Source organism: Nocardia sp. XZ_19_231 (assembly GCF_015355705.1).
Lineage (GTDB): Bacteria > Actinomycetota > Actinomycetes > Mycobacteriales > Mycobacteriaceae > Nocardia > Nocardia salmonicida.
The window spans coordinates 85,274-108,693 of sequence record NZ_JACUZI010000004.1 but is presented as its reverse complement, the minus strand read 5'-3'; the positions used below and the strand labels follow the sequence as shown (position 1 = coordinate 108,693).

Here is a 23,420-nt window from a genome sequence, read left to right as displayed (position 1 = left end):
CTTACGGCTGCTCCGGGTTCGCCGCCATCGCCCGTACCCGGCCCAGCACATCCGGGTAGCGACGCAGATGTGCGCCGCCGTTGAGATCGATCGCCGCTCCGGTCATCCAACTCGCGCGGTCGGAGGCGAGGAAGGCGACCGCTTCGGCGATCTCCTCCGGTCGTCCGCTGCGTCCGAGCGGCGTGTTGTCCAGGTACTCCTCGGTCAACCCCGGCACCAACGAGATTCCGGCGACCAGTGGGGTGTCGACCAGGCCGGGAGAGATCGCGTTGACGCGAATGCCACGCTCGGCCAGTTCCAACGCGGCGACCTCGACCAGCATGAGCACACCGGCTTTGGCCGAGCAATAGGAGGCCATACCTGTCCCTGGTTGGCGACCGTTGAGTGAGGCGATGCAGATGATGCTGCCGCCCTCGGTGATGTGGCGACCCGCGTGTTTGAGGACCAGGAAGGTTCCGGTCAGGCAGACATCGATGGTGGTCTGCCAGTGCGCCAGGTCGAGCTCGGTGATCGCGCCCGGAATCGAGAGCCCGGCACAGTTCACCACGGTGTGCACACCGTGTGCGGACTCGAATCCCGTCGCCACCGAGTCCTCGTCGGTGACATCCATTCCGATCGCCGTGACATCGCCACCCAGCAGCGCCGCGGCGTCACGGGCCGCACCGTCGTCGATATCGGCGATGGTCACCCGGTACCCCTCGGCTGCCAAGGTGCGTGCGGTTGCCAGGCCGATTCCGGACGCACCGCCGATCACCAGTGCTGAACGTCGATCGCCGGTCATGCTGCCCCCTCCGTGGTCCGAACCTGGCTGTGCGCTGCGTCGAGCAGATGTCGTCGTAAGAAATGCACCTGGTGGGCGACGGCGGTCTGGAACCACTGGTTGCCCGCGAAGAGGTCGAAATGGTCACACGGGTAGTGCCTGACCTCGGCGCGGGCCTTGAACGCCGCCTTGGCCGCGGCGTGTGGGGGCGCGGCGCGATCGAAATCGGCGATCTGCACGAGGACTGCGGCGGTGATGCGGTCCGCGTGCCGATCGGCCCGATAGCCGCCGAGCTCGAGTCCGACGGCGGCGTCGACTTCGTTGCGCCAGGTCGGCCCGGCCAACGCGGTGTAGGACTCGAAGTAGCCCTCGGCGGTCAAGGCGGCCCGCTCGCCGGGTTTGCCGACCAGCGGCATCATGATCGGCGTGCCGCCGAGGCGCCCCGCGATCGCGCTGCGCACACCGGTCATCGCGGAGCGGGTGACCGCGCTGACGCCCACCTGGCTCAGGGCGTTGCGACCCGCTGAGATGCCGTCGATCATGGGCGCCATCGCGATCACCGCGCGGATGTCGGTCCGCTCGGCGGCCACACTCAGCGCATGCCCCGCGGACTGGGAGATGCCCCACAGCACTGTCCGCGCCGGATCGACGCCGGGCTGCGCGATCGCCGCGGCGATCGCGGCGTGATAGTCCTGGACCTGAGCGGCCATCGAGACCCGTTGGCGCGGTTGACCGTCGGAGGCGCCGAAGCCGCGGTAGTCGAAGGCGAGAACGGCAAGGCCGGAGTCGGCGAGGTGCTGCGCGAACGGCGCGAGACCGGAATCCTTGGTGCCGCCGAATCCGTGCGCCATGACCACGACGGGCGCGCCCGTCGGCCCGGTGAGAGAACTATCCGATGCCGGCGGAAAGAACCAGGCATCGCAGGTGGTTCCCTGCGATGGGAATGAGATCTGCCGGTAGTCGTCGGTCATCGGGGTGCTCCTACGGTCGTCGTGTCGGTGTCGGCCACCTGGGCCCACCGCGGCGGTCCGTGGACCCGGGCCCGTTCTGCTCCCGCCGGTAGTTCTCGTGTCCGCATATCGTGTTCGTAGAGGAAATAGTCGACCTGCTGGGTGTGGCGGGGGCGGTCGAGCATGTGCCCGGTATAGCGCTGCTGATCGGCGACGATCACCTCGCGCATCCGCTGCGGCTCGGGCAGCCGGTACCGTCCGACCGCGTACGCCCCGACCAGCCGCGCCTGGGATTCCACGAAGGGGAACAGGGTGGGCGTCGACTGGGCGAATCCGGCGAAGACCAGGTCGTCGATACCCGGCACGAACATCCGCTTGTACAGATCGATCCGATTGTCGGGTGCGCTGAGGAACTCCGGATCGAAGAACGGGAAGGTGATGTTGTAGCCGGTGGCATAGATGACGATGTCGAAATCGTCGCTGGTGCCGTCGGTGAAGTGCACCGTGTGGCCATCGAACCGCGCGATATCGGGTTTCGGGATCACATCACCGGATCCCAGGCGTAGCGGGAGTTCGACCGATTGGGTCGGATGTGCCTCGAAGAACTTGTGATTGGGCGTCGGCAGGCCGTAGTTCTCCGGGCGTCCCGAGATGAGCGGCTGGCCCCACTGCGCGATCTTGCGCTGCCACGAGTACGGGATGTGGGGGCTGGTCCGGTAGTACTTGTCCGCCGGTCGGCCCGCGATGTATTTGGGCACGATCCACCCGCCGGAGCGGGTCGACAGACTCAGGGTGTTGCCCAGCGCTTTCGACGACAGTTCCACGGCGATATCGGCCGCGCTGTTGCCGAGACCGACGACGAGAATCCGCTGGTTCGAGAAGTCCATCGGTGTGCGCAGGTCGATGTAGTGGTGCGCGTGCAACGTGGTGCCCGCGAACTCGCCGGGAAAGTCGGGGTAGCGCGGGTCCCAGTGGTGTCCGTTCGCGACGACGAGCAGATCGAAGTAGCGCGTCCCGGTGCGCTGGGTTGTCAGTTCCCAGCCGCCATCGGGCAGGCGGCGCGCGTGTTCGATGCCGTTCTCGAACTCGATGTGCTCGGTCAGCCCGAAAGCGGTGCTGTAGTCATCGAGGTACTGCTTGATCTGCGTGTGGTGCGGGAAGTCCGGGTAGTGCTCGGGCATGGGGAAATCCCGGAACGACAGCTGATGTTTCGAGGTGTCGATGTGCAGCGACCGATAGGCGCTGCTGTGCCCGTTCGGATTGCCGAAGGCCCAATTGCCGCCCACCCGGTCCGAGGACTCGAAGCAGGTATAGGGCAGGCCGTAGTCGTTGAGCATCTTTCCCGCGGTGAGGCCGCTGATACCGGCGCCGATGACCGCGGTCCGCGGTTGATACATATCCCGATCCCTCCGAGCCGTTCTGTAGACAGATTCGCAAGAGTGTCTACTCGCAGTTGTCACATTCTCAGATCTGTCCACTGCTTGCTAGGGTTTCCGGAAACCCGATGTGGTTCCCGCGTGAACGTCGACTCTGGAAAGCGAGGAGCGTGACCGAAGCCCCGACGGCGACGGTCGTGGATCGGTTACTCCACGCCGCACAGAAGTTGTTGGCAACCAAGGGAATCCGGGCCACCACGGTCAGCGAGGTCGCCGAGGAGGCCGGGGTCTCGCGCGCCTGGCTCTACCGGCACTTCCCCGACAAGACGACACTGCTCGGCGCAGCGCTCGTCCGGCTGACCGACGTTTTCTGGACCGATGCGCGAGGACAACTCGATGCGATCGACACCTTCGGCGAACAACTCGCGGCGGGGGTGCGCATCGGCAGAGGGGCATACGACGATCCCGGCGCATTGCTCATTCGGCTTCGAACCGACGAGCCCGAGGAATTCGCCTTGTGCACCGACGCGGGCGTCTCCGGCCTGATCCCCGACCTGGCGTCCTTCTGGCGCCCCTACGTCGAGGCCGCGGCGGCGCGCGGCGAGATTCACCCCGGTCACGACCTCGCTCAGGTCTCCGAGTGGGTGGCGCGCGTGCTGATCAGCCTGGGCACGATCCCCGGTGACACCATCGACCCCGATGACAGGGCGGCGGTACTGCGGCACGTGCGGCGCTATATCCTTCCCGGCCTCACGGCGGATCCTGGCGTTTCCTGAGTCCGCATGTGGCGGCCGACTTCCGATCGCGTCGGATCAGCGGGTGCTGACGCAGACCACGTAGCGGCGCTGGTCGTAGACGACACCGCGGTCGCCGATCGTGCAGACATTCACATCCGTCGTGTCATGGCGGACCTCGAGGACGCGGACCCGACCGGGGACGTCGGCGGCGCAGTCCACGTGCCTGACCGCGTCACCCTCCAGGTCGAGGCATTCGCCGACGGTCCAGTCGATATCCAGGCAGACGGTCTGGTCCACGCCGCCCGGCAGTGTCCGAGGATGCGCGCGGTCGACGTCGCCCGGGCAGCGACCGCCCGTGGACGCCAATTCCGTGACCCGATAGCGGGAGTTGGCGTCACCGCACGCGACCTTCCGGATATCGGCCGAATTCGCATTCGAATCCACACAATCGCCGACACTGAGTTCCACCCAGGGAATCTGCGTCGCGGACTTTGTCAATGTGGACGCGACACCGCCATAGAACTCATTATCAGTTCCCACCGGTTGAGTCGCTGAAACCTCCGTCGGCAAAGTTTTTGCGGCAGAAGCATTGTCAGGCTGTTCGGGCTCTTCCGCGGCGAACCCCACGACGACGGAAAGCGCCAGGTAGAACGCGCCTGCCAGGGCAAACACCGCCCCCATGGACACGCCGAGTAAGGCTAGGTTTCTCCGACGCGCCATCTGTGTTGTCCCTACTCATCCGCTGGACGTCCCCGACCGACGTCCCACTCGCCTGACAGTTCTTACACGGCACACCCGAACGTGTCTAATTGTGAATCTACGTCTTTTAACAATGAGAAATACTGGTCCGCCGCCCAATTCGGCACGGTTAACCTAGCGCCGGAAAAGGGTGCTAGGGTCTGCCCGATCTCTCTGGCGGACAACATGGTTCGTGCCCCCACAGGGGCACGCCGTTCTGCCGCGCAATTATTCGTGCTGCGTAAAGGAATTGCCTGATGAAACTCGGTTACCTCCCTGCTGCCACGCTCCTTGTCGGCGCCACCGTCTGGGTCAGCGCGGGAACCACCGCCGCGCAGCCGGTCGCACCGACCCCCCAGGCCACCACGTCCGGAGTCGACCAGTCCGTGCGCTACGAGGCCACCCTCACCGAGTTCTCCCGGGTGCTGACCACCACTGTCGCCGGCGGCACCTTTGCCACCACCGACGACAACACCGCGGTGACCCTCGTCGCCGACTCCGGCGCCGTCGTCACCCGCATCCCGCTCATCTATCAGATCTCCGGCAAGGAGATGCGGGTGGCGCAGACGATCTCCGACGACGGCCACCACCTCGTCCTCGCCCCGCAGGCGCGCGCCACCGAGATCGGCGAGATGCAGGCCATCAGCCCCATGTCCCAGTTGACGAACGAGATCAACCGCAACGTGGTCGGCGTCGTCGCGGGCGGCATCCTCGGCGGCCTCATCGGCACCGTCCTCGGCTTCGGTTTCCTCAGCATCATCACCGGCCCCGTCGGCCTGGTCCTCGGCGCGATCGCCGGCGGCTACGCCATGGGCGGCCAGCCCTTCCTCGACGCCGTCACCGCCGCCGTCAGCGGCCAGCCCTGACCGACTGACGTTCCCGGCCGCGGCATTCCGCGGCCGGGTGGTCCGATCAGCTGAGGCTGAAGGGCTGACCCCGCGCGACTCGTGGAACGCCCGTCACCCGAAGTAGGCCGCGTAGTCGGCGAAGGGAACCTGGCCGGTCGGGCTCGCATTGATGGCGTCGGCGACCTGCGCGGGTATGGGAGCCCAGTAGGCCGGCATCTCGGCCGCCAGGGCCGGGTTCAAGATGTAGATCAGGGCGAAGTTCACAATCCACAGTGGCGGGGCCATCGACATGCCGACCACGGTGCTCACGCCACCCTTGGTGTTGTTCACCAGTTGAGCCTCGCCCGAAATCTGTTGTGCCGCAAAGCCGTAGGCAGCTTGCACTGTGTAGGCCGACCGGTAGAGCGCGGCCAGAGTTCGAACCGCACCGTTGTCGCGCAACCAGGTGCCGATGTAACCGCCGGGCGCGAGCAAGGTGTTCACCTGCCTGGTCGGCGCGTCCGTGTTGGCCGGGCTCTCCAATAGCCCACCGGGGTTCACAAACAGTCCGTAGCTGCCCAGCACCGAGGGCGTGCTCTGCCCGTTGACCTCGGAATAGAGAGGGTGGCCAACCGTATTGGTAAGGATCTCGACGCAGGCGACGATCACCTCGGCCGCCTCGCGGCTGCCGCCGACGCCGCCACCGGTGCTGAGGTCACGATACTGCTGCTCGGTCAGCGCGTCGGCTCTGTCGAGACCTATCTGACCGGCGATCGTGTCGGCCCGTGCCTGACCGAGCGGCTGGTTGAGCTGCTCCGGGCTCGTCATCAGCGGCGGTGCCACGTGTTCGTAGGCGGGCGCACCGGCGAAGGGGATCGCGAATCCGGTGTCCGAGGGGTTTGCCATGGGTTGCCCAGAGACGGCCTGGGTGGCCGTCAAGGAGAGCAGGCACGCACCGATCAGTGCCAGTACCGAGAGGGCTCCGCGGCGGGCGGGCGATCCGCGCCGACGCCCCGAGCTCACTGTCCACGTGTTGGCCATGGTCGACCTCTCAGAGCACTGTCGTAGGAGGTAACACCGGTTTTCAATCAGTCAAAGCCGTGTCCGGCACCGTGTCAAGCCCGCACCGCTTCACGAAGGATGTGCGCGCATCCCCCTGATCGGACCGTCGGACCGGCTCACCCACCTCGCATCGACCTTCTCATTGCAGAGAATTTGCCGTCGCGACTTCGGCCCGAAGCTGAGCGGCAGGGTCTACGAACCTGGACCTACTCGTCGCATCCGCCACGGGTACCCCGAGATCTCACCGATGACGGGGTACGACGACGCCCGCCTCATATGCGTAGACGACCGCTTGAATTCGGTCCCGCAGTCCGAGTTTGTCGAGGATCCGACCCACGTGGGTTTTCACGGTCTGTTCGGCGATGGTGAGGGCATCGGCGATCTCGGCGTTCGAGCAGCCGCGCGCGAGCAGCCCGAACACCTCGACCTCACGTTTGGTCAGCGCTGCCAACCGGGCCGGATCCGGTGACCGCGGCGCGCCGACCCTGGTGAATTCGGTGAGTAGTCGCCGGGTCACCGACGGCGCGAGTAGTGCGTCGCCTGCCGCCACGGTGCGCACCGCGTCGACCAGGCTCGACGCGGGCGCGTCCTTCAGCAGGAAGCCGCTCGCTCCCGCACGCAATGCTCGGTATACGTACTCGTCGAGGTCATAGGTCGTCAGCACGATGACGCGACTAGCGGGATGCGCGGCACAGATTCGCTGTGTCGCTTCGAGCCCGTCGAGGACCGGCATACGGATATCCATCAGCACCACGTCCGGACTTACCTGTGCCGCGAGTGCCACAGCGACCTGCCCATCAGCGGCCTGGCCCACCACGTCGAGATCTGGCTGTGCGTCGAGAACCACGCCCAAGCCCTCCCGCACCATCGCTTGATCGTCGGCGATGACCACACGAATCGACATCCGCACCCCTCAGATCGGCAGCCGGGTGGTTACTCGGTAACCACCGTCAGTAGTCGGTTCGGCAGTGAACGACCCGCCGAGAATGTCTGTTCGCTCGCGCATGCCGACCAGTCCGTGGCCGGGCCCGCGACTCGGGACCACGGACGCACTCGGCCCGTTGCGTATTTCGATCCCGACGTCGGCGGAGCCGTATCGGACGATAACCACGATTTCCGAACCCGGGGCGTGCCGCACGGCGTTGCTCAGCGATTCCTGAACGATGCGATACGCCGAAACCTCTACCGGCCCTGGCAGAGGGCGAACAGGTCCGGTCGTCCGCTGTTCGACGTGCACACCGGTGGCGCGCATCGCCTCGACCAGCCGGTCGACATCGGCCAGCGACGGTGGCGGGTCGGTCGTGCCGGAGTCGTCGGCACGCAGGACACCGAGGATCCGTCGCATCTCGGTCATCGCCGCCGATGCGCTGGCGTGGATGGTCGCGAGGCCGGCCAGCAGCTCCGGTGGTGGATTGTCGATTCTGAACTGCGCGGCCTGCGCCTGGATCGCGACGACGGACATGTGGTGGACGACCACGTCGTGTAGTTCGCGCGCGATGCGGGTTCGCTCGGCGAGGACGGTATGGCGTTCGCGCTCACGTTCGGTTTGCGCCTCCTGCTCGGCGAGTCGACCGCGTGCCTCGATCAGGCCGCCCACCGCGCCGCCTGCCACCAGCACCAATGCGCACAGTGCAGCGCCTCCGACGATCTCCGATACGGCCGAGGGCGGGCGCAGAGCAACAGCGGCTGTAGCGCCTGCGACCACGGTGGCGAACCAGACCACAGCCGCTGCCCACTGGCTGATCCGGACGCTGACGAGCGCGACGACGAACAGGTAGCTGTTGAGCATGGGATCGACCCAGACGGCCATATCGACGGCCACCGATGCGGCCACGACGGCGCCGAGGGAGACAGCGCAGCCGAGCAAGGGTTGCCTGATCGTGAGCACAACAGCCAGCGCCTGCGCCAGCGCCAGCGCCATCGCGCGGCGTTCGGACAGATCCGTGTCGGAGGTCAAGGTGTGCAGGACGACCGCGAAGATGAACGCCGCACCCGCGAATACCAGGGCCCACCACCAGCCGACGCGGTCGGCGGCAGCCTGCCCGATCACACGTCGCGCATGTCGAAAACCATGCGGGCGGCGGCGAGTGCGACGATCGCGTAGCCGAGCAGGATCATCAGTGACGGCCATCCTCCCAACGATCCCATCATCTCCGGTGCGGCGTCGGCGCTCTGCGACAGCTTCACCACAACCGCCGAAGGTGCCGCACCGGTCACCCACGCTTGAAGATCACCGAGCAGCGGTCCGAACAGCTCCGGAAGGATCAACACCGCGACAACTATTGCCGTGGCGGCCACCGACGAGCGGACCAACGCACCGATCGCCACGCCGAGCAGTGCCACGGCGGTGAAGCCGACTGCTACACCGACGAGCGCTGGAAACGGCTCGCCGATTCCGTAGCGTTCGTGATCGAGGGTGACCATTCCGACGCCGAACGCAGCGGTGCAGCCGACGAGCGAGACGACGAACGATGCGATGCCGACGACCACAGCCTTCGCGACCAGCACTCGTGTCCGCGACGGTGTGGCCGCGAGTGTCGGTTCGATCGTTCCCGACGAATACTCGCTCGTCACGGTCAACGCACCCCACACCCCGACGATTGCGAGACCGAGCACCGCCCCGGTGAGCGCTCCGCCGAGGATCGTGTCATCCGGCGCCAGGCTGCCGCTGATGCCGACGAACAATGCCAGCGCCGGCATCAGCACCGCCGCCGTCACCGGAAGAATCCACAGCGATCGAACCGATCCGAGCTTGATCAGTTCCGCATTGATCTGCGCGTTCATTACGCCACCTCGGCTTCCCGGTGCCGGTATTGCCCGTGCTGTTCGACCAATTCGGTGAAAACGTCTTCGAGCGTAGAACGGACGGGGGTCAACTCGGTCAGCGCGATACGGCCGGATAACGCATGGGCGCCGACCTCCCCCGCGGTCAATCCCTGCACTGTCAGACCTTCTGTCTCTTCGACCACGCGGCAATCGAGCGTACGTAACCGCTGGGCCAGCAACTCGTCGTCGCTCGACCTGACTCGGACTGCCGTCGCGGAATGGCGCCGCACGAAATCGTCGATCGGTTCGTCAGCCAACAGACATCCGGCACCGATGACGACAAGTCGGTCGGCGATCAGCTCGATCTCGCTCATCACGTGGCTCGACAGCAGTACCGTCCGGCCCTCATCGGCCAACGATCGCAGCAGCGTCCGCAGCCAACGGATGCCCTCGGTGTCCAACCCGTTGACAGGCTCGTCCAGCATCAAGATCTCGGGGTCGCCGAGCAGCGCGATCGCGACACCGAGCCGTTGCAACATCCCGAGCGAGTACGCCTTGACCTTGCTGTCGGCCACACTCGCCAACCCGACCGTCGAGATGGTCTCGTCGACACGGCCGCGGCCGATTCCGTTGCTGGCCGCGATCATCGACAGGTGCGCTCGTCCCGTTCGGCCGCGATGCACCCGGTGGGCGTCGAGCAATGAGCCCATCGTGTGCAGCGGCCGCGACAGCTGTCGGTACGGAACCCCACACACCCGCGTCGTTCCCGAGCTCGGCGCCGCCAGGCCGAGAATCACCCGCATTGTCGTCGACTTCCCGGACCCGTTCGGGCCGAGGAAGCCGGTGACAGTTCCGGCCGGAGCGGTGAACGACAAGCCGTCTACCGCCGCAGTCGCCCCGAACCGCTTGGTCAGATTGTCCACTTCGATCATGCAATCGACGCTACGAGCCCGGCGTCTCCCGAACATCCCGCCGGAGAGCGGTCTTTCCGAGTAGCTCGCGAGTATCACTGACCATCGCGGTGTTGGCACCTCGCCGCCTCCGTAGGCCTACGCGGAGGCGGCGAGTTCGAACTAGTCGGCGTGCAGGTACACCGGAACAGTTGCGTGCCCGTTGGAGATAAAGCTCGGTACCGGCGCCAACTCGGCCTGGCTCGTGGCCAGGCGCAGCTGTGGGAACCGATCGAACAGCGCGGGCAGCGCAACGGCCGCTTCCAGACGGGCCAGTGATGCGCCGATGCAGTGGTGCGCCCCGTAGCCGAACGCGAGGTGCTGCTCGCGAGTGGCGCGAGTGGGGTCGAACTCGGCGGTGTCGGCGCCGTGCACTTTCGGGTCACGGCTGGCGCCTGCGTAGGAGGCCAAGATGGCCTCGCCCTTACCGATCCGATACTCCCCGGCGATGTCGATATCCTCGACCGCGTACCGCAGGGGCAGGTGTGCCACCGGTGCCTGGAAGCGCAGCGTCTCCTCGACCACGTCTGTCCACGACACCTGGCCGGTGGCCACCGCCGCACGCTGCTCGGGATGGGTGAGCAGGGCGACGATCGCCTGATCGAGCAAATTGACCGTGGTCTCGTGTCCGGCATTGATGACCAGCATCAAGGTGTCGACGAGCTCTTTCTCGGACAGCTGAGAGTCGTCTTCGTCGCGCGTGGCGATCAGCACGCTGGTGACGTCATCGCCAGGATGCGCACGACGGTAGGCAACGAGTTCGCCGACCAATCCATACATTTCGAGGTAGTTGGCCTGCGCCTGCTCGGCGGTGAACGAGCCGTCGAAGAACCCGTCCACGCACTTGTGCAGCGCAGACCCCAAACCTTCGGGGACACCGACCAATTCGGTGATGACCTGGATCGGAACCGGGTAGGCGAAGCCGTCGCGCAGGTCGACCGGCTCGCCGACAGGGGTGGCCGCCAGTGCGTCGAGCAGGTTCTCTGTGATCTCGGCGATCCGCGGACGCAGCGCGGTACTGCGGCGATGGCTGAAAGCTGGGGCGACCAGTCGACGCAGCCTGCGGTGATCGGCGCCGTAGGCGGTGAACATGCTGTCTACGGCCACCCATGGCAGCAACGGCCACGCCTCGGTGATCTCGCCGTTGATGAACGACATCCAGTGCTGTCTGGGGTCCTTCGACACCCGAGGGTCGGCGAGCAGGCTCCGGAGTACGGCCTGATCGGTGACCGACCAGGCGGGCACGCCGCCGGGCAACTCGACCAGCGCCACCGGGCCACGCTGTTGAATGCGTGCCGACTCACCTTGGATGTCGGCACCGGTCGTATCCAGCACGATCGGTTCCATGACAATCTCCTCAACACCGGGGTCCGCGGCCCGTGATCGACAGTGCCGCAGCCAGTTTCGACCACATGTAGTGAAAAACCTACCCCGCAGCCGGGCCTTCGAGGGGACAAATCGGACGGTGGCTCCGACGCCTACCCCGCCCCGACGCCCCGACGCCAGATGGACCTTTCACGGACCGTGGAGTCAGGGAGTTCCCTGATGTGATTTCAGGGCTTTCGCCGGATGTGCCCACTCGGAGCCTGCCTACTGTCTTATGCAGAACTTCAGAAGGGGCGTTCCTTGCGAAAACTCACTGCGGCACTCGCGGCCACCACTGTCTATGCGGCACTGGCGGTCTTGGTGTTCTGCACCATGATTGCCGAGACAGTCTTCCTGTACCCGAACTACTTTCACGATATTCCGGCGTCGCTGATCGTCGCCGACGAATTCACCGCCGTCGTCTCGGTCGGCAGCGTGATGCGTCCGCTGGGCGCTGTCCTGATGCTGACCGGCGTCGTCGCTGTCGGAGCAACCCTCTGGTCGAAAACGTCTCGAACCTGGACGCTTGCCTCGATGCTCTCGTTGGTCTCAGGACTGTTCCTGCTGTCGGCGCTGTATCTGTGGCCGCGGTGGACGATTCTGTTCGATGATCGCGCGCTACACACGGTCGACGAATTGCACCGCACGGCACAGGAAATCGAGGGCGCACACACAGTGCGTGTGGTGCTGGGAGCACTCACCGCACTGTTCGCCGTGATCGCGGCACTGCGCATATACCGTGACCGGATTCTGCTCGGCGTCGGGTCGGTGCCAGCGGCCGCACTGTCGAAGGACCCGCGCTCGAAAAGCACCCACTAGCTTGGTCACCCGTGGCGGTCACCGTCGCCGGGCGCGCACGTTGGCGCTCGGCGACGAGACTGCTTTTCTACTTCGCGACATCCCGCAGCAGTTGGCGTGAGATGGCGTACTTGTGCACCTCGGTCGGACCGTCGTAGAGCCGGAAGGCGCGGATATCGGTGAAGATCGCCGAGACCGGCGTCTCGTCACTGATTCCGATACCGCCGAGTACCTGCACGCAGCGATCGGCGACTTTGAACAGTTCCTCGGAGACCATCGACTTCACCATCGAGGACTCGTGGCGGCCCTTGCCTCCCTTGTCCAGAGTCCAGCACGCCCACCAGATCATCAGTCGGCATTGCTGCAGCGCAATCTCGTTGTCGGCCAACATGAAACCGACACCCTGGTGCTCACCGATCGGCTTGCCGAACGACGTGCGGGTCTTCGCGTGTTCGATGGCGATCGCCTGCGCACGGGAAGCGGCGCCGAGCCAGCGCATGCAGTGTGTGAGGCGTGCCGGGGCCAGCCGCAGCTGCGCGTAGCGGAACGCTTCCCCGACCGAGCCCAGGATCGCCGACTCCGGCAACACCAGATCTTCGAACCTGACGACGCAATGCCCTTCGACATAGTTGCGATCCATCGTGTTCATGACGCGCTCGATGACAATGCCCGGCGTATTTCCGTGACACAGGAACAGCGTCGCGCCTTCATCGGGAACATCGGCCATGATGATCCAGGTATCGGCGTTGATCGCGCCGGTGATCAGCCACTTACGGCCGTTGATCACGAACTTGCCGCCGTCGCGGACCGCTGTCGTCGTCAACTGGCTGGGATCCGAACCCGCGCCATCGGGTTCGGTCATCGCGAACACCGAACGCCGCGTGCCGTCGATGACGGGCTGCAGGTACTCGTCGGCCTGCTCGGGAGAGGCGACCTTCGACAGCAAGAACATATTGCCCTCGTCGGGCGCGGCGCAGTTCATCGCGACCGGACCCAGCGTCGACCAACCGGCGGCCTCGAAGACCACCGCCTGCTCCAGGTGCGACATACCCTCGGGCCGCTGCTGAATGGTCAGCAGACCGGCCGCCTTCGCCTTCGCTACCAGCTCACTGCGCAGCTCGTCGGTCGGGCCGTGCGCGGTGACGCGGGAGTCGCGTTCGTACGGAACAACTTCGGTTTCGACGAACCTCCGTACCCGGGCACCCAGTTCAGCAAGCTCGGCAGGGATCTCGAAGTCGATCATCACTCTCCACTCATCAAGGATTGCGCACGTTCGAACAGGCGCAGAGTTGTCATATGCAGTCGCTCACCGATACTCATCGGTGCCTTGCCCGCCAGTGCCCTGGCATAGCTGCCCTCGAGCACGATGCCGAGTTTGAAGCAGGCCAGCACGGTGTACCAATCGATCGCCGCGATATCGCGATCGGACTGCTCGCCGTAGCGGGCGACCAGTTCTCGGGCCGTGGGCAGGCCGCCCATCCGGGTCAATTCGCCGGCGAACTCGTTCGGCGAACCAGGTAGCTGCCAGGTCGCCAAAAGCCAACCGAGGTCGAGCAGCGGGTCACCGATCGTGCACATCTCCCAATCGACCACGGCCACCACGTCGGGCCCGGTGCGGGAGAACATCACATTCGACGCATGGAAGTCACCATGCAGGACCCCCGGCGAATACGAAGCAGGTCGGTGCTCGTCCAGCCAGCGCGCGACTTCGGCGACCGACCCGATGGCCGGGCCCGGATATTCCGCGAACGCCGAGTAGGAGTCGAGTTCTGCGAGCCATCGAGGCACCTGACGTTCGAGAAAACCGTCCGGCCGACCGAGATCGCCGAGCCCGACCGCGATGTGGTCGACCGCACCGAGCCTGGCCTGCGCGTCGATGAGGCTGAAGCACATTTCTCGACGCACGGCGACGTCGCTCGCGTGCAGGTCGGGCAGTTCGACCCCGGCATTGAACCCGGCGACCGGTTCCATGAGATAGAAGACCGCACCACCGAGGACCGACTCGTCGCCACACGCGGCGATCAAACCTGCATGCGGGACGTCGGTTTTCGCCAGGGCATCCAGGATGGTGAATTCACGCCGGATGACATCGTTGCTGCGCGGACGGAGATGGCGCGGACCGCGACGCAGGATGTAGCCGCGGTCTTCGCGTTCGAATCGGACCATCACGTTCTGGGTCCCGCCGGTCACCGGCTCGACCGACACCAGCGGCCCCGATCCGAGGCCACGGGCATCCATCCAGGTGGTCAGCGCTGCCAGATCGGTCCGCGTGAGAACGGCACCAGCATCGATCGCGTCTTGCTCGGACATGTTCTCCTCGAACGGGGTCAGGCCTCCTGAGCGCGGAGCGCCGAGGTGATGAGCAGTGCGGCACCGGCTCAGGATGTCTCCGGACAGGGTTCTCACACAGCCGACACCTGCGAGAATTGTGATTAACATAGAGTCTCGGGAAGTGCCCTGTCAACATCCGGCAAGCCGCTACAGAGGCCACGCCAATCCAGAACGGGACGTCACTTTATTGATCGCCGACGCGGCACCTCGATCGATCGCGACTTCCGATGCACTCCGACACCACATCAAGGCGGCCCGTACCGAATCGGCCCTGCGCCTCCCCGCCACCTGAATCTGAAATGAAAATGTGTCTGAAAGTGCCGGCGAAACCGATGGCGAGTGGCGAGAATTGGCCCCGACGGTTCGACACGATTCAGCATCTGCCGTGCCGTCTCGAATCCCCTTCGGCAACAGAGGTATTGGACGATGAACAGGTTGTCGAGATCCGCCGCGGCGATGTTGGTTGCCACCGTCGTCGCGGTCGGGACCGCAACGGTCGGCGTCGCAGGGGCGGAAACACCCGGCCCCCAGCCCTGCACCCCGTACACCGCAATTTTCGGGCCGGGGACCTGGGAGACCACGCTGGGCGCCGATCCCGAGGTGCCCGTCGGCATGCTCGGACCTGTCGGCGATGGCCTGCGACGGCAGTTCGGTCGCGACATCACGATCCTCTACGTTCCTTATGCCGCAAGCGCTTTCGACCAGGGCCTGAGCTACGCGGAGTCCCTGAGCACCCTGGAATCCCGCTTGCGTCAGACGCTGCGTAGCCTGTGCGGCTCGACGCGGGTCATCCTCGCCGGCTACAGCCAGGGCGCGGACGGCATCGGCGATCTCGCCACCGAGATCGGCAATGGCGACGGTCCCATCGGTGCCGATCGAGTGGTCGGTGTCGGGCTACTGTCCGATCCGCATCGCGATCCGAACACCACACTCTCCCTGGGTAATACGCAGCCCGGTCGCGGCATCGCCGGAACGCGGAGCCGGGATTTCGGTGCGTTGACCGAGCGAGTTCGCACCCTGTGTGCCGACGGCGACCTGTACTGCTCCCTCGATGCCGCCACCTCCCCGTTCCTCGCCGTGTTGGGCCGGGTCCTGAGCGGTGATCCCTCACCGATCGCGAACCTCGTCCCCGCTACGACCGATCCCAGCAGCCTGATCACTCAAGCCGTCACCATGGGTGCCGGCTGGACCGCCACCGCGGCGAACCTGCCCACCATTCTCGACAATCTCACACGCCTCCCGGAGTTCCTCGCTGCCGGTGACATTCGTGGTGCGCACCGGAGCGCGCGTGCGGTCAACGTTGCCCTTGCCCCGTTGGTCCAGGCCGCCGCGGGTGTAGACCGAGTTCTGGTCGCCCAGATCATCCGCGCAGCCGCCGCCGTCGACCCCTCTGGTCGGACCGCAGGCCTCAGCGTGATCGCCGACGCTCTCATGGACATCGACTTTCTGAGCATCGCCGACAATGTCGGCCGAATTCAGGAAATCCTATGGCGTGCGGTCGAATCCCTCGATCGCAACGACCCTCTCGCCGCCGCCGCCGACCTGGCGACCTTGGCCGCCACCGGCGCCGACCTCACCGGCTCGGTGCTCGGCCCCGTCGCCGCCGGCATCCGAGCAGACCTCCACGCAACCACCCGAACCCTGCTCAGCATCACCGACCCCGACACCGTCGACGAGCTAGTCCAACTGGGCCGCCAAGGCGTGGACGTAGCCAACTTCTACGCCTCCGAGGCCCACATCGACTACCGCGACGACGTCCAAATCCTCCTGAACTACCTGAGCTCCCAAGTTGTTTCGTAGCCCGTTGCGTCGGCTCGACCTGCATCGAGCCGACGCAACGGCTTTCAGATCAGCACGACACTGCATCTCCGACCGAGTTGCCGAGCCGTACTCCCAGGACTCGCGATAACTCGCCGACATTGTTTGCACTGGGTGTTACCACATCACGTTCCCAACGGCTGATCTGATTTCCGTCCGCGATTCCGATCCAGTCGGCCAACTCCGCCTGGGTGAATCCGGAGGCCATCCTCGCCGCCCGAATAGCTTTGCCAATCGTCGTGGACATGGTCTCCCCTCTCTTTCGATGCCCTCAGCACGGACCGCATCGGTGCGAGTGTTCCGTGGGCGAACACTCGTACTCCTGATGTGGTCTCGCGCAGCCACATTCAAAAGATATCGGTGAATCGGCCTTCGAAGGAGACTGTGACTGCACGCCAACTGACTGTGCACGCACAAAATTTGCGCGCCGCCGGGCGCGCAACTTTCGGCTACTTCGGTGGGTTATCCGCAGCGGTGGCGCTGCGGCGCCAGTCACGGGGCGTCATGCCGAATGCTTCGCGGAATCGCCGGGCGAAGTGGGCGGCGTCGCGGAAACCCACGGCGCCGGCCACCGACGCGATGGACCGGTGAGCGTAGCCGATGTCGATCAGCATGTCACGGGCCCTGACCAGGCGTTGTTCGATGATCCACTGCTCGAGGCTGATACCCGACTGTGCGCAGACCTTGTACAGGTGCCGCACGGAGATGTTGTTGGCGGCGGCGATACCGGGGATTTTCAAACTCGAATCGGACAGATGTGTCCGCACATACCCGAGGATCTGCTCGATCAGCAGTTGCTCCGGGATGGCGGCACCGTCACCCGGTCCGCGACCGGCCGCCGAGATCAGAAGCGCCCGAACCATTTCCAGGCACGACTCGCCCACAGAAGCGGCGGCCGGATCAGCTTCGAGCTGGTCGGCGATCCCGACGAGATGCTGGATCTGCGCCGTGACCATCGGGTACAGCGGCGATGCCGCCAGTCGCCCGTGAGCCGCGACCACCGTTTCCGCGGAAATGCCGAGGCGTTCCCTGGACAGCTGCAGGCACAGCGTTCCGCCGAGACCGTGCCAGCCGGAGGCGAACGCGGTGGCCAGGTCGATCACTTCGCAGGCGCCGGGTTCGATCAGCGTTTGCGCACCGAACTGTTCGTGCCTGCGGACCTGTCCGTTCTGAACGGTAACCGTCAAGGTGTCGCTGGGCGTGGCTCGCTCATGCCGACTGGTTCGGCAGACCTGGTGACCGGATACCTCCGAGCGGGTCAGCGCGATCGGACCCAGCATCCAGGCCTGATGCCGGCTGACCACCTCGGCCGGCGAATCCAACATCTGCAGGTTCGCCCCGATATCGGCTTCCTGCAGGATTGCGGTGACCGCCTCCCGCCGGTGCGCCGGCGTGAAGTAGTCGGAGTCGATCAGCACTGCCATTTGTGATCTCAACTTCGGATTCTCGCCGGCGGTGGAGCCCCTCCCGTCGCCGGCCGCTACGCGTTTTCGGGTGGTGGAAATTCGGGCAAAGTGACTGCGTGGGTTTGTAGTCGGCGATGCTATCGCGCCGCAGCGCGCCCGGAGCCCGATTCGGTAGGGATTGCGCACCGACTTCACCGACCCACAGTGGCGTGTTCCCTTGCCGCGGTAGGCCGTAACGTCAGAATTCGGCGTTCGGCAGGTGTCGCCGTCGCAGCCCATTCCGGTCGCAAAGCCGCATAGGTGCACACATCGCGCCACCGACCCTGGGTTCGGTAGAGCTGCCGCAGCCGTGCCTCCGGCGTCAAGCCCACTCCCGACATCACCGTGTCCATCACCGGATGATCGTGCCGGTGCCCCGCCCATACCCGGTGAATCCCGAGCGGCCCGAAGGCGAATGCCGCCATGAGCCGCCCCGCCTCGATACCACCCGCCCGCAGCGCCCCTTCCGGAACCACGACCAGACCGCCGATCATCGCGTTGCTGCCGAAATCCTCTACCAGCAGGCCGATGGTGCCGACCATGGTGTCCTCACCCGGCGCCGTGATCGCCAACGTGTACCTGCGCCGCGGACTCTCGCCGCGGGAGCGCAGGGCGGCATCGAACGACGCCGAGGCCGCTTGGACACCCATGCTGTCGGTGCCCATATATCGGGTCAAGAGCGGGTCGGTGAAAATCCGCTGATAGACGCCCAGATCACCGGCACGCAGATCACGCAACCGCAACCGCGCGCCGACCAGTTCCACGTTGCGCAGATCGATCGTCAACGGACTTCCTCCATCACCCGCACGGACGCCGGAGCACTCCGTGGACCTATCGCGGGTATGAGCTCGTCGAGGTCGACATAGGTTCGCCCCGACGGGATCAGCTCGCCGAGCAGGATCCGGCGAGCCGTGTCCGCCACCAAGGCGCCGCCGAGCATCACCCCGGAGGCGAGTTGAGGCCAACTGGACAGGCTCCGGCCGATCTCACCGACAGCGTCGCGCATCGCCGGGCTCAGCCGCGGCTCATCGACCACTGCCAGCAGAAACGACAGCCGCTCGCCCCGGTTCATCCTCGCGACATCGGACGAGGTCGACCCGCCGGTGCGGCCGTGGAACAGCGGGCGATGGGGTTCGCGATCGAATCGCTCCACATCCAGCAACCCGCGATCGTTCGCGTCCATCAGTACCGGGACGGCTCGGCGCCGCGCGTACTCCCGGGCAGCGACTTTCGCCCACACCGTGTCGCATTCCTCCACCACCAGATCCAGCGGATGGGTGCCGCCCACGCCGTCGAAGAACGGTCCGATCGACTCCTCGGTCAACCCGTCCGTGAACACCTCGATGTCGAGATAGGGGTCGATCTCGAACATCTGACGCGCCGCCAGCACAGCCTTGGAAACCCCGAGATCATCCACCCCTGCCCGCAGCCGGTTCAGGTTCGACAGCCCGACGGTGTCGAAATCGGCCAATCGGAACGATCCGCCGACCCCTTCCATCGCCAGCGTCACAGCCGCACTGTTGCCCACCGACAGCCCGACCACACCGATCCGCCGCTCGCGCAGGTCTCGCTGCTGCGCTCGGTCGATCTTGTTGCGATTCCGATCGGTCCGCACCCGCAGGAAACCCTCGCGCGGCAGCACATGTACCAACCGGCCGTTCCACGGATAGAACACCCACGTTCCCCACCGCCATAACGGATTCCCGCCACAGATCCGACGACGTGACGCCGCCAGCGAGCCCGTCGAATGCGCGACAGCAGGCTCCTCGCAGCGAATCAGTTCGTCGAGCTGATCTTCGATCGTGTCGTGCACGGCACTCACAGAACTCGACGCTGCCAACGCTTCTAGGTCACGCAGTCCTTTCGGACTCGATGCATCGAGCAGCACGGGACGGAAATGCGATGTCGCATCGCCGGGCGTGAGTACTTTCGGACGCGGAACCGAGCGATGCCGAACCATGTGTGCACAAACCTCCGACCCTCATGAGACGAACGGTCATCCGCTCGCCTCTGTCGACCAGGACGCGCAAAGGATACACACAGCACACCTTCAGCAAATCGACCTTCGGTCCACCGGCATGGCGCGAAAATACCTCAGCCGAAATGGGACTACGACCAATCCGGTCGGCAGGAAAGGCGACCGCTCCAGCACCCTTCCTCAGTCTCGCAATAATCCCGCAAGCATCGATTCCGGTCAGTGATGGCGCCGAAGGACGAAATTCCCCGAGCAGGCGTCACATGCGCGACAGCAGCAATTGCGCCGCTTCGCGCGGGTGGGAGTAGGGCCACCAATGTCGCGCATCCACAGCGACGACCTCGACGTCGCTGACCCAATGGTGCACAGCGTCAGTGAGGTCCGGGGCCAGGAATCGATCCCCGCGTGGGGCCACGATCGTGGTGGGGACATTGCAGACCGCTGCGGGCCCACCGACAAGCCGTGCGATTACGTTCGCGCGATAGAGGGCGATGCCCCGTCTCCGATTCTCCGGTGATCGCGGCGGCGCGTCCTCGAAGTATCCGGCAGCCGAGAGCAGCCTGGGGATATGCCGCGAAAGAACGGGAACATGGAAGCCCCAGATATACCAGGAGCGCGCGAGCTGCGAAATCAGCGACGGCCAGCGGGACAGCGCGACAGCGCGCGCCCTCGCCAGCTGACGTAGATGGTCAAGGCTCGGCCCGGAGACTGACGTATACGAAGCGAAAGTCGATGCCGCGCGAGGTGCGGACATCGCCTCCCACATCTGCACAGAGCCCCAATCGTGGGCGAAGACGTGGATCGGAGTTCGGGGGGCCGGAATCGAATCCACCACGGCGAAGACATCTTCGGCCAGTCGCGGCAGGGTGAACGAGCGCAGCGAGTCGGGATCGTCGACCACGGTATCTCCGCCGCCCCGCGTGTCGTAGGCGATGATTCGCACCCGATCGCCGAGCGCATCGATCATCGGCAGGAACAGCCGATGATCATCCGGGTACCCGTGCACGAGCAGCACAGTGTTCTCGGCGTCCGGATTCCCGTATTGGAACACGGCGATCTTGGCACCATCAGTTGGCACTGTCCAACGTGTCACGCGCTGATGAATTCCTGATTCGCAGCCTCGGCCCGGAGCAGATTCGCGATCACCGTGAGCCGCAACTCGTCTTGCTCGGGGTCAGGATGGACCACAGCGGCGAGGGCTTCTCCGTCGAGGAGGTAGACCACGCTGAAGATGACGGTATCCAATCGCTGCGGAGCGATGGTGGCCGCGAACGGCAATGCCCTGGCCAGCTGTGCGATCTGCTCGTGGTACTGAATGGTGAACGGCGACAGCCTTTCCCGGAGCGCGGGGTCGCTGCGGGCGGCGATGAGTAGCTCGTACCAAGCCCCGTTGATCGGGGCACGGCATGCCGCTCGCAGAAGTGTGAGGCAGTGGTCGATGGAATCGGTGCCGAGTCCGCTCAGTCCGGCGCGGAATTCGGTGAACTGTCGAGAACGGACCTCTTCTGCCGCTGCCACCAACAGATCGAGTCGTGTGGGGAAATGGCGGAACAGTGCCCCGGAGGACACCCCTGCCCGTGCGACGATCTCGCTGATCGTGGTTGCGGCATAACCTTTTTCACACAGCGATTCGATCGTGGCGTCGATGAGACTGCGGATGGTTTCGGTACGGCGTTGCAGCTGGGTTCGACTCACGCGTTCACCGTGGCGGCGACGGGGTCATCAGCGCTGGCCCGCAGGAATCGGCCGGCACGTTCGGATACGCCGAACCACGGCGCGAACTGCCCCTGTCGATAGGCGATCTTGCCGGCTATCAACGTCGCCGTCACCGCTCGATCATTTCGATTGACCATCCGGCTGAGCCCACCGAACTCGGGCATGATCTCCTCGCGATAGGCGGTGACATCGTCATCGAGGCCCGCGGGATCGACGATCACCACATCGGCGCGTCCACCGAGCCGCAGATGCCCGGCGTCGACGCCGTAGAAATCGCCGAGCTCACCGGTGAGCTTGTGTACCGCCTTCTCCACGCTCATGAACGGATTTCGTTCACCTCGCGCACTTTTCACACGATGGAGCAGCCGGATACCGAAGTTGTAGAACGCCATATTGCGCAGATGCGCACCCGCGTCGGAGAATCCGACGGTTACTCCGGGCGCGTTGATCAGTCGGTCCATGGTTCGGGGCCGATAGTTGGCGATGGTGGTGTGCCAGCGCAATGCGCGTCCATGCTCGACCACCAGATCGAGGAAGGCATCTACGACGTGGATGTCACGAGATTTCGCGATATCCGCGACCGTTTTGCCCACGAGCGAACCGTCGGGGCATTCGGTGATCTGCACATCCGCGAAGTCGCGGTGCCAGACCCGTGAGCTGAACTTCTTTTCGAAATCGGCGCGGAACCACCGTCGATACGCTTCGTCGGACAGAAGTTCGTTGCGCTCCAACTCGTCGCGCAGGTGCAATGCCGCCCGGCCGGAGCCGAACTCTTCGAACACCACCAGGTCGATGCCGTCGGAGTAGACGTCGAACGGCGTGGGCAGATGCTGCCATCGGAATTGGCCTCGGCCCGGGCCGTTGACAACGGCCGCGATCGGTCCGAAGATCCGATGGATCCACGGCGACGCCTTGGGGTCGGCCGCGGCCAACAACGACACCTTCAAGGACTTGCGTCCGAGACCTGTTGCGGCACCGAGGAAGAAGATCATGTCGTATTTGGTGTTGAGGTTCGGGATGCTCTGCAACAGTCGCCCTCGCTTGCGCAGGATCTTGTGCAACTGACGGAACTCGCTCCATCTCGCATAGGCCGACGGCAGCGACCTCGAACGATATCGATCACCGTCCAGCTTGTCCCATGGATTGGTCATCGTCGACATACCGAGCATTCCCGCGTCCAAAGCTTCGCTCAATGCCTCGGCCATCGCCCGAGATTCCTCACCGGTGGGCTTCTGGCGACGATCGGTCGACCGATCGAGTCCCATGACGTGCGCCCGCAAGTCGGAGTGCCCCACGAGCAAGGCGACATTCGGTCCCAGCGGCAGACGCTCGAGGGATTCGATGTACTCCTGCGGCCCGGACCATGTTTTCGCGGCATCGACGGCTTTGAGGACGTGATCTCGCGGCAACGCCTCCACGCGCGAGAACAGATCGGCGATGTCCACGGCAGTGCTGTAGATGGTCGACAGCGAGCAGTTGCCGAGCATGACGGTGGTAACACCGTGTCGGACAGACTCTTTGAGTCCGGGGCTGACGAGAACCTCAGCGTCGTAATGGGTGTGGACGTCCACGAAGCCGGGCATCACCCACTGGCCCGTCGCGTCGATCACTTCCCCGGCAGCGGAGGAATCGAGAGGTTCCGCGGAGAGGGCACAGACGACACCGTCGCGAATCCCCACGTGGCGCACCACGCCGGGGCCGCCACTCCCGTCGTACACCGTGCCACCGTTGATGATCACGTCGAAGAGGTGAGCGTTCATGTGACCTCCGTCATAGATTCCCTGCACGCTAACTTAGATAGCGATC

The 23,420-nt window shown here is 65.1% G+C and carries 23 protein-coding genes; 4 read left to right on the top strand and 19 right to left on the bottom strand.

Going from position 1 to position 23,420, the window contains the following annotated elements; genetic code table 11:
- Window position 1: 1 nt before the first annotated feature.
- From IBJ82_RS19065 to IBJ82_RS19055, 3 genes are read right to left on the bottom strand one after another with little or no spacing between them, the layout of a single operon-like run.
- The gene (locus tag IBJ82_RS19065) at window positions 2-781 is read right to left on the bottom strand and encodes an SDR family NAD(P)-dependent oxidoreductase (RefSeq protein ID WP_194827309.1); all 780 of its coding nucleotides are present in this window, start codon (window positions 779-781) and stop codon (window positions 2-4) included.
- Entirely contained in the window at window positions 778-1,731 is a 954-nt protein-coding gene (locus tag IBJ82_RS19060; protein ID WP_194827308.1) for an alpha/beta hydrolase, read from the bottom strand. The genes IBJ82_RS19065 and IBJ82_RS19060 overlap by 4 nt, the downstream gene beginning before the upstream one ends.
- Window positions 1,728-3,107, bottom strand: coding sequence for an NAD(P)/FAD-dependent oxidoreductase (locus IBJ82_RS19055; RefSeq protein WP_194827307.1), 1,380 nt, complete (start codon window positions 3,105-3,107; stop codon window positions 1,728-1,730). The genes IBJ82_RS19060 and IBJ82_RS19055 overlap by 4 nt, the downstream gene beginning before the upstream one ends.
- Before the next feature lie 149 nt (window positions 3,108-3,256).
- Here IBJ82_RS19055 and IBJ82_RS19050 point away from each other — a divergent pair, with 149 nt between their 5' ends.
- A complete protein-coding gene (locus IBJ82_RS19050) occupies window positions 3,257-3,862 on the top strand; it encodes a TetR/AcrR family transcriptional regulator (protein WP_370585381.1) in 606 nt (201 codons plus the stop codon).
- A 36-nt stretch (window positions 3,863-3,898) separates the two neighbouring features.
- Here IBJ82_RS19050 and IBJ82_RS19045 read toward each other — a convergent pair whose 3' ends face one another.
- Window positions 3,899-4,510, bottom strand: coding sequence for a hypothetical protein (locus IBJ82_RS19045; protein ID WP_194827305.1), 612 nt, complete (start codon window positions 4,508-4,510; stop codon window positions 3,899-3,901).
- 308 nt (window positions 4,511-4,818) lie between these two features.
- Here IBJ82_RS19045 and IBJ82_RS19040 point away from each other — a divergent pair, with 308 nt between their 5' ends.
- Window positions 4,819-5,427: a hypothetical protein gene (locus IBJ82_RS19040; RefSeq protein WP_194827304.1), complete on the top strand. Its 609-nt coding sequence runs from the start codon at window positions 4,819-4,821 to the stop codon at window positions 5,425-5,427.
- Window positions 5,428-5,520: 93 nt separating this feature from the next.
- Here the strand turns inward: IBJ82_RS19040 and IBJ82_RS19035 are convergent, their stop codons facing one another.
- From IBJ82_RS19035 to IBJ82_RS19010, 6 genes are all read right to left on the bottom strand, one after another.
- Window positions 5,521-6,429, bottom strand: a complete 909-nt coding sequence (locus IBJ82_RS19035; RefSeq protein ID WP_194827303.1) for a hypothetical protein — start codon at window positions 6,427-6,429, stop codon at window positions 5,521-5,523.
- Between the two features lie 262 nt (window positions 6,430-6,691).
- Complete coding sequence (locus IBJ82_RS19030) at window positions 6,692-7,354, bottom strand: response regulator transcription factor (protein WP_194827302.1); 663 nt, start codon at window positions 7,352-7,354, stop codon at window positions 6,692-6,694.
- A 9-nt stretch (window positions 7,355-7,363) separates the two neighbouring features.
- Window positions 7,364-8,500 carry a histidine kinase gene (locus IBJ82_RS19025; protein WP_194827301.1) on the bottom strand — a complete coding sequence of 379 codons (1,137 nt, stop codon included), beginning with the start codon at window positions 8,498-8,500 and terminating at the stop codon, window positions 7,364-7,366.
- Window positions 8,497-9,234, bottom strand: a complete 738-nt coding sequence (locus tag IBJ82_RS19020) for an ABC transporter permease subunit (RefSeq protein WP_194827300.1) — start codon at window positions 9,232-9,234, stop codon at window positions 8,497-8,499. Before IBJ82_RS19020 ends, IBJ82_RS19025 begins: the two co-directional genes overlap by 4 nt.
- Entirely contained in the window at window positions 9,234-10,148 is a 915-nt protein-coding gene (locus tag IBJ82_RS19015) for an ABC transporter ATP-binding protein (protein ID WP_194827299.1), read from the bottom strand. The genes IBJ82_RS19020 and IBJ82_RS19015 overlap by 1 nt, the downstream gene beginning before the upstream one ends.
- 141 nt (window positions 10,149-10,289) lie before the next feature.
- A complete protein-coding gene (locus IBJ82_RS19010; protein WP_194827298.1) occupies window positions 10,290-11,513 on the bottom strand; it encodes a cytochrome P450 in 1,224 nt (407 codons plus the stop codon).
- Window positions 11,514-11,792: 279 nt separating this feature from the next.
- On the opposite strand from IBJ82_RS19010, the gene IBJ82_RS19005 reads away from it, so the two are divergent.
- Window positions 11,793-12,350 (top strand): hypothetical protein, encoded by a 558-nt coding sequence (locus IBJ82_RS19005; protein WP_194827297.1) that lies wholly within the window; start codon window positions 11,793-11,795, stop codon window positions 12,348-12,350.
- A gap of 67 nt (window positions 12,351-12,417) precedes the next feature.
- Here IBJ82_RS19005 and IBJ82_RS19000 read toward each other — a convergent pair whose 3' ends face one another.
- Window positions 12,418-13,572, bottom strand: a complete 1,155-nt coding sequence (locus IBJ82_RS19000) for an acyl-CoA dehydrogenase family protein (protein ID WP_194827296.1) — start codon at window positions 13,570-13,572, stop codon at window positions 12,418-12,420.
- Entirely contained in the window at window positions 13,572-14,639 is a 1,068-nt protein-coding gene (locus IBJ82_RS18995; RefSeq protein WP_370585380.1) for a phosphotransferase family protein, read from the bottom strand. The genes IBJ82_RS19000 and IBJ82_RS18995 overlap by 1 nt, the downstream gene beginning before the upstream one ends.
- A 447-nt stretch (window positions 14,640-15,086) precedes the next feature.
- On the opposite strand from IBJ82_RS18995, the gene IBJ82_RS18990 reads away from it, so the two are divergent.
- Window positions 15,087-16,460, top strand: coding sequence for a cutinase family protein (locus tag IBJ82_RS18990; RefSeq protein WP_194827295.1), 1,374 nt, complete (start codon window positions 15,087-15,089; stop codon window positions 16,458-16,460).
- 49 nt (window positions 16,461-16,509) lie between these two features.
- Here the strand turns inward: IBJ82_RS18990 and IBJ82_RS35390 are convergent, their stop codons facing one another.
- The 7 genes from IBJ82_RS35390 to IBJ82_RS18955 form a co-directional block, all read right to left on the bottom strand.
- Window positions 16,510-16,725 (bottom strand): helix-turn-helix transcriptional regulator, encoded by a 216-nt coding sequence (locus IBJ82_RS35390; protein ID WP_056820842.1) that lies wholly within the window; start codon window positions 16,723-16,725, stop codon window positions 16,510-16,512.
- Window positions 16,726-16,927: 202 nt separating this feature from the next.
- Window positions 16,928-17,902, bottom strand: a complete 975-nt coding sequence (locus IBJ82_RS18980; RefSeq protein WP_194827294.1) for a helix-turn-helix domain-containing protein — start codon at window positions 17,900-17,902, stop codon at window positions 16,928-16,930.
- Window positions 17,903-18,075: 173 nt separating this feature from the next.
- A complete protein-coding gene (locus tag IBJ82_RS18975) occupies window positions 18,076-18,708 on the bottom strand; it encodes a GNAT family N-acetyltransferase (protein ID WP_194827293.1) in 633 nt (210 codons plus the stop codon).
- On the bottom strand, window positions 18,705-19,745 hold the full coding sequence (locus IBJ82_RS18970) for a ThiF family adenylyltransferase (protein WP_370585379.1): 1,041 nt from the start codon (window positions 19,743-19,745) through the stop codon (window positions 18,705-18,707). Before IBJ82_RS18970 ends, IBJ82_RS18975 begins: the two co-directional genes overlap by 4 nt.
- Window positions 19,746-20,157: 412 nt before the next feature.
- Window positions 20,158-20,976 (bottom strand): alpha/beta fold hydrolase, encoded by an 819-nt coding sequence (locus IBJ82_RS18965; protein WP_194827291.1) that lies wholly within the window; start codon window positions 20,974-20,976, stop codon window positions 20,158-20,160.
- Between the two features lie 11 nt (window positions 20,977-20,987).
- Window positions 20,988-21,593 (bottom strand): TetR/AcrR family transcriptional regulator, encoded by a 606-nt coding sequence (locus IBJ82_RS18960; protein ID WP_194827290.1) that lies wholly within the window; start codon window positions 21,591-21,593, stop codon window positions 20,988-20,990.
- Window positions 21,590-23,374 (bottom strand): amidohydrolase family protein, encoded by a 1,785-nt coding sequence (locus IBJ82_RS18955; RefSeq protein ID WP_194827289.1) that lies wholly within the window; start codon window positions 23,372-23,374, stop codon window positions 21,590-21,592. Before IBJ82_RS18955 ends, IBJ82_RS18960 begins: the two co-directional genes overlap by 4 nt.
- Between the last annotated feature and the right edge of the window lie 46 nt (window positions 23,375-23,420).